Raw genomic sequence first — 4,916 nt, forward strand, 5'->3', positions numbered from 1 at the left:
GCAATCTTCACGAAAACTTCATCGTCGGGTGGCTAAAATCAGCTTTGTACCTTTTGGAATAAATACTTGGAGGGATAAGAATTGTCCAAGGTCTCAATAATCGTTCCCACCATAAACGAAGCAGGAAATATTGATGATCTTCTTTCCCGCATTGTCGCGCTGATGGATGAGATTTCATACGACCTTGAAGTATTGATAGTAGACGACGGTTCCACCGACGGCACGCGCGAACACGTCCTTAAATGGCAAGAAAAATACCCCGTACGACTCATTGCCCGCGATGGCGACAGAGGCGTGGCCAAATCCGTAATAGCGGGAGCCCGTGCGGCCACCGGCGACATCTTGGTGGTCATGGACGCCGATTTGAGCCATCCGCCCGAGGTCATCCCCGACCTGGCCAAGCCTTTAATGGAAGGTACATGCGATATAGCCATAGCAAGCCGTTACGTAAAAGGAGGATCCACACCAGGATGGCCCTTTTACAGACGTTTGGCGTCCTTTATCGCCACAGCCATAGCGAGGATCTTCGTAGATGTACGTGACCCCATGTCCGGTTTCTTTGCCGTGCGTCCCCAATTGCTTCGTTCACTCGACCCTGAAAAAGCTTGTTTTAAGGTGTGCATGGAGTCGCTCATAGCAGGAGGCTCTTCCTTGAGGGTCGTCGAGATCCCCATCATTTTCAAAGACAGGGCGAGCGGGCATTCGAAGATCAATCTCATCAAGATGGGCTGGTCTTACCTGTGTCGGCTGGCTGCCTTGGCCGGAGGCAACATGTCGGCAAAAAGCGGCATCCGCTTCGTGATCGTGGGCCTTCTTGCCATGGTTTTGGACCTGCTTGTATTTTCTATACTTACCGGCTTGAAATTTCCCATAGGGCAATCACACGTGATGAGCTTTTTTGCCTCTACAATATTCAACTTCACCTGCAACGCCAGATGGTCCTTTGCTCAGGGGAAGACATACCGGATCTCTCCCTCTAGTTTCGGGCGTTTCCTGCTTTTGGCTTTGATGTCACTTTTTCTGCGAGGAGGAGTGCTTGCTACTTTAAACCAACTGCTGGGTTGGCCACCGACTTTAGCCGTAATAGGAGGGATCTTTGCTGCCGCCGTCTCAAATTACGTAGGGAATGCCTTTTTCGTATTTCCCTTGAAGCCTAAGTGCAAGGAGTTTCGTTGGCGGGCTGTCTCTGTCATATTTCTCATTTATGCCATCGCGTTGCGCCTGTTTTATATGGGAGTGATGGAGCTAATTTATGAGGAAGCATACTATTGGAATTACGCTCAGCACCTAGATATAGGCTATCTGGACCACCCTCCCACGGTGGCCTGGATCATAGCCTTTTTCACGTCCATCTTAGGCAACACCGAATTTGCCGTAAGGATAGGAGCACTGCTTTCCTGGGCAGTTATGGGAGCGTTCGTCTTTGCCCTTACGCGAAACCTTTACGGTAGGGGGGCCGCCTTCACCTCTATTTTGTTTGTAGCCGGACTTCCCTTTTTCTTCGGGATAGGCATGCTAATGACCCCTGACGCTCCACTTGCTGCCTGCTGGGCGGGTACGCTTTATTTTCTGGCCAATGTATTTTTTGGCAAACAACGTTCATCCTGGTGGGGCGTTGGCATCTGTGCCGGGCTAGGTTTGCTTTCCAAATACACCATCACACTTTTAGCGCCGGCAAGTTTATTGTTCATGGCCATAGACCCAATGTCCCGCCAATGGTTAAAGAAAAAGGAACCATACTTAGTTGCTATCCTTGCTCTTTTGATCTTTTCGCCGGTCATCATCTGGAACGCCAAACACGGATGGGCATCTTTCGCCTATCAGGGGCCTGGCAGGTTAAACGATTCTTTTGAGTTTTGCCTGCCCCAATTTCTAGGTCATGTAGCGGCCCTCCTTTCACCCGTCGGTTTAGTTGCCATCTTAGGAACTTTTTTAGGGGTAAAAGGCGACCGAAGATCTCGGTTTTGCATGGCAATGGCACTTTTACCGGTGTGCTTCTTTTTGGCTTTTAGTTTGTTTCGAGAAGTCAAGTTGAATTGGACAGGGCCAGCTTGGCTTTGTCTCATCCCTCTAATGGCATATCAGACGACTGAAAACGATATAACGTCACGAATTGTCTATTTTCTACGAAAAGCTTGGATTCCTACGGTTGTAGTCGTCTATCTTATCTTTGGCACAGCACTGCACTATTTTGTTTTAGGCCTGCCCTTCGTGGGTTATCCGCATGATGTGCCCTTGCTTGGATGGAGCGATCTGGCCAGGCAGGTCGAGGTCATAGAAGACGAGCTTGAAACGAATACGGGACACGAACCCCTGGTGTTGGGCATGGACAAAAACACGATTGCAAGCGAACTTTCTTTCTACAGAACGAAGCTAGCCGGCAAAGGCCATGATTGCCACGAAGGCGTAAAATACACTGCTGGTCCTAACTTCTTTGGGCACGAAAGTCTTATGTTCAAATACTGGTTTCCGAAAGACAAAGGTCTACGCGCCTATAGCGACGTGCTCCTGTTGGTTGGTCAAAATTCTAAAAGTCTATGTTTAGACGAATTGACAAAAGATGGTTGGAACGTAGAAGGTCCAAAAGAACTGGTTGTAAGAAAAAACGGTATTCCCGTTAGAAATTATTACTATGCCATAGCACAGATGGCAAACAGTAAGTTTAAAGCCGCTTTAAAGTGAGGTTAGGAAGCATGTTGATAAGATCAAGGGTGCCTTTGAGGATAAGCTTTGGCGGCGGCGGAACTGACGTATCCCCTTACTGCGAGGAATACGGAGGCGTTGTCATGAACGCCACCATTGACCGTTATGCTACCGTGAGCCTCTTTCCGTTTAGCGACAAGACCATAGAGATAGAAAGCATAGATTACGACGCAGCCCTGAAATACGATGTGGATCAATTTTTGGCCTATGATGGCCATCTCGACCTAATAAAAGGCGTGGTCAACTACATGAGGAAAACTTATGATGTACATCACGGCTTTAAGCTTAGAATTCATAACGATGCTCCTCCCGGTTCAGGTTTGGGATCATCTTCTGCTGTCTGCGTCGCCGTCGTTGGGGCATTTAGACATTGGCTCAACCTTCCCATGACCCCCTACGAAGTGGCCGAGCTCGCTTATTACATAGAAAGAAAAGAGCTGGGCATCAAAGGCGGCAAGCAGGATCAATATGCTGCTGCCTTTGGCGGCTTTAACTTCATAGAATTTAACAGCACGAAGACGATAGTAAACCCGTTGAGGTTGCGAAATGATGTAGTTTGCGAGCTCAACCACAGATTAGTTTTGGCCTACGTAGGCGGTTCTCACGATTCGTCAAAGATCTTAGGCTCTCAGATAAAAAACATGGCTTCTGGCAACGAGGAAACGTTAACGTCACTTCACAAGGCCAAGGAGCTTGCCATAGCGATGAAGGCCGCGCTACTTACCGACAATCTCGACGATTTTGGGCTTCTCCTCGGTGAGGCATGGGAGTCCAAAAAGCACTTCACTGCAGGCATAACGACTCCAAAGATCGACGTCATATACGAAAAAGCCAAATCAGCCGGCGCTTTGGGAGGTAAAATCTCGGGAGCAGGTGGCGGCGGGTTCATGTTCTTTTTTACGAAACCTGACAAGAGATACGCCGTAACCAAAGCGCTTCAAGAAGAAGGTATCCAAATAGTCAATTATTCGTTCACGGAGATAGGCTTACATACTTGGGAGGTGCGATGTCCATGATCTTAGTCACAGGAGCTGGTGGAATGATAGGGAGCCATCTCATAGACAGGCTCTTTTGCCTCGCAGGGAAAGGTAATGTTATAGCTTCTTATTACAAACCTACGATCGACATGAAAGAAATCGAGGGAAAAGCTACGTTCGTGGAGACGGACGTGCGTTATTTTGAGAATTTATACACTCTAGTCGAACGATACAAACCGCAGTTCATATATCATTTAGCAGCCCAAAGCTTCCCAGCCATCTCGTGGGAAAAGCCACAGGAAACCCTTGAGACCAACGTGATAGGCACGGCAAATCTATTTGAGGCGATAAAGCTCATAAGGGCCAAGGAACCTTACGACCCGATAGTGATCGTAGCGTGTTCCAGCGCCGCTTACGGTTACGTAAATGAACGAGAAGTTCCCATATCGGAAAGCCATGCCTTGCTTCCACTGCATCCGTATGGGGTAAGTAAAGCCGCCCAAGATCTTCTTACCTATCAATATTGGGCCACATATGGCATCAAAGGCATAAGGGCCAGGATATTCAACACCACCGGTCCAAGAAAGACGGGCGATGTATGCGCGGACTTAACCTTGAGAGCTGTCCGGATAGAAAAGGGTTACACCCCGCCGATACTGCAAGTAGGAAACAGGGAAAGCCGCAGGGCCATACTTGACGTAAGGGACTTGATTTCTGCCCTTATATTGCTTGCCCAAAAAGGCACACCCGGTGAAGCTTATAACATCAGCGCCCAAAAAGCGTACGCAGTATGTGAAATAATTGATATCATAAAAAAGGAATCAAGCATCTCCTTTGACTTACGTACAGACACAACGCTGCTACGGCTTAAAGACGAACCTATAATACTTGGAGATTCCTCGAAGCTCGTGTCCGCCACGGGCTGGAGGCCCAAATATGACCTTGCTGTTACCATAAAAGATATGCTGCAGTATTGGCGCCAAAATCACCTCGATGTTAGACCAATGTGACACATTCTACGAGATAAGAAACCTCAACAAGGATTGGATGCTTATAATGGGCAAGTTACCCACTAATAAAAATTAAGACCATGGTACGCCTGGATTTTGCAGCATTTGAGAAGATAAAGCTGCTTAAAGGAACCCATGGAGGCACAATCCCTCCCAACTACCCAAAACGCGGCTAACAGCTCCTCCTTAAAAATTTGCCTCTCCCCTCACGTCCTTTAAAGGAACC

The 4,916-nt window shown here is 48.0% G+C and carries 3 protein-coding genes; all 3 read left to right on the top strand.

The genetic code is table 11. The annotated features are described in order from the left end of the window. The first annotated feature begins 81 nt into the window (after positions 1 to 81). Genes Q7P41_RS12140 through Q7P41_RS12150 form a run of 3 tightly spaced genes read left to right on the top strand, consistent with a single transcriptional unit; the run spans position 82 to position 4,690 of the window. A complete protein-coding gene (locus Q7P41_RS12140) occupies positions 82 to 2,682 on the top strand; it encodes a glycosyltransferase family 39 protein (protein ID WP_303884595.1) in 2,601 nt (866 codons plus the stop codon). 11 nt (positions 2,683 to 2,693) lie between these two features. Next, positions 2,694 to 3,719: a GHMP kinase gene (locus Q7P41_RS12145; protein ID WP_303884596.1), complete on the top strand. Its 1,026-nt coding sequence runs from the start codon at positions 2,694 to 2,696 to the stop codon at positions 3,717 to 3,719. Continuing rightward, complete coding sequence (locus Q7P41_RS12150) at positions 3,716 to 4,690, top strand: GDP-mannose 4,6-dehydratase (protein ID WP_303884597.1); 975 nt, start codon at positions 3,716 to 3,718, stop codon at positions 4,688 to 4,690. Before Q7P41_RS12145 ends, Q7P41_RS12150 begins: the two co-directional genes overlap by 4 nt. Positions 4,691 to 4,916 lie beyond the last annotated feature (226 nt).

It is taken from the genome of Acetomicrobium mobile (assembly GCF_937920065.1).

Coding starts and splice junctions, on each gene's coding strand:
- Q7P41_RS12150 (WP_303884597.1), top strand. CDS start 3,716: ATGATCTTAGTCACAGGAGCTGGTGGAATGATAGGGAGCCATCTCATA.
- Q7P41_RS12145 (WP_303884596.1), top strand. CDS start 2,694: ATGTTGATAAGATCAAGGGTGCCTTTGAGGATAAGCTTTGGCGGCGGC.